The organism is Pseudomonas tehranensis (assembly GCF_014268615.1).
Classification (GTDB): Bacteria; Pseudomonadota; Gammaproteobacteria; order Pseudomonadales; family Pseudomonadaceae; genus Aquipseudomonas; species Aquipseudomonas tehranensis.
Genome location: NZ_JABWQV010000527.1, coordinates 1 through 221, shown reverse-complemented (window position 1 = coordinate 221; position 221 = coordinate 1). Strand labels below are relative to the sequence as shown.

The window sequence follows — 221 nt, the reverse complement described above, 5'->3', positions numbered from 1 at the left end:
TGTTCGGTGCGCCAGGCTTCGTCCAGGGTCAGGGCCGGGTGAAAGCTCTGGTAGTCGATGGCGACCAGGTGGCGCTGTTCGTAACGCAAGCGCAGGGAGCGCCCGGCACCGTTGTCCAGGCGGCTGATGTCGCCATGGATGTTGCGCTGCAGCGTCAGACGGTTGGCGTAGCGGTCGCTGAGGGCGGTCAGATGGCCGTCGCGAAAGTGTAGGAAAGGTGC

General features: G+C 65.2%; 1 protein-coding gene. It reads right to left on the bottom strand.

Annotation, left to right across the window (positions count from 1 at the left end):
* On the bottom strand, window positions 1–221 hold a 221-nt coding region (locus HU811_RS27275; protein WP_186659251.1), incomplete at both ends, for a hypothetical protein.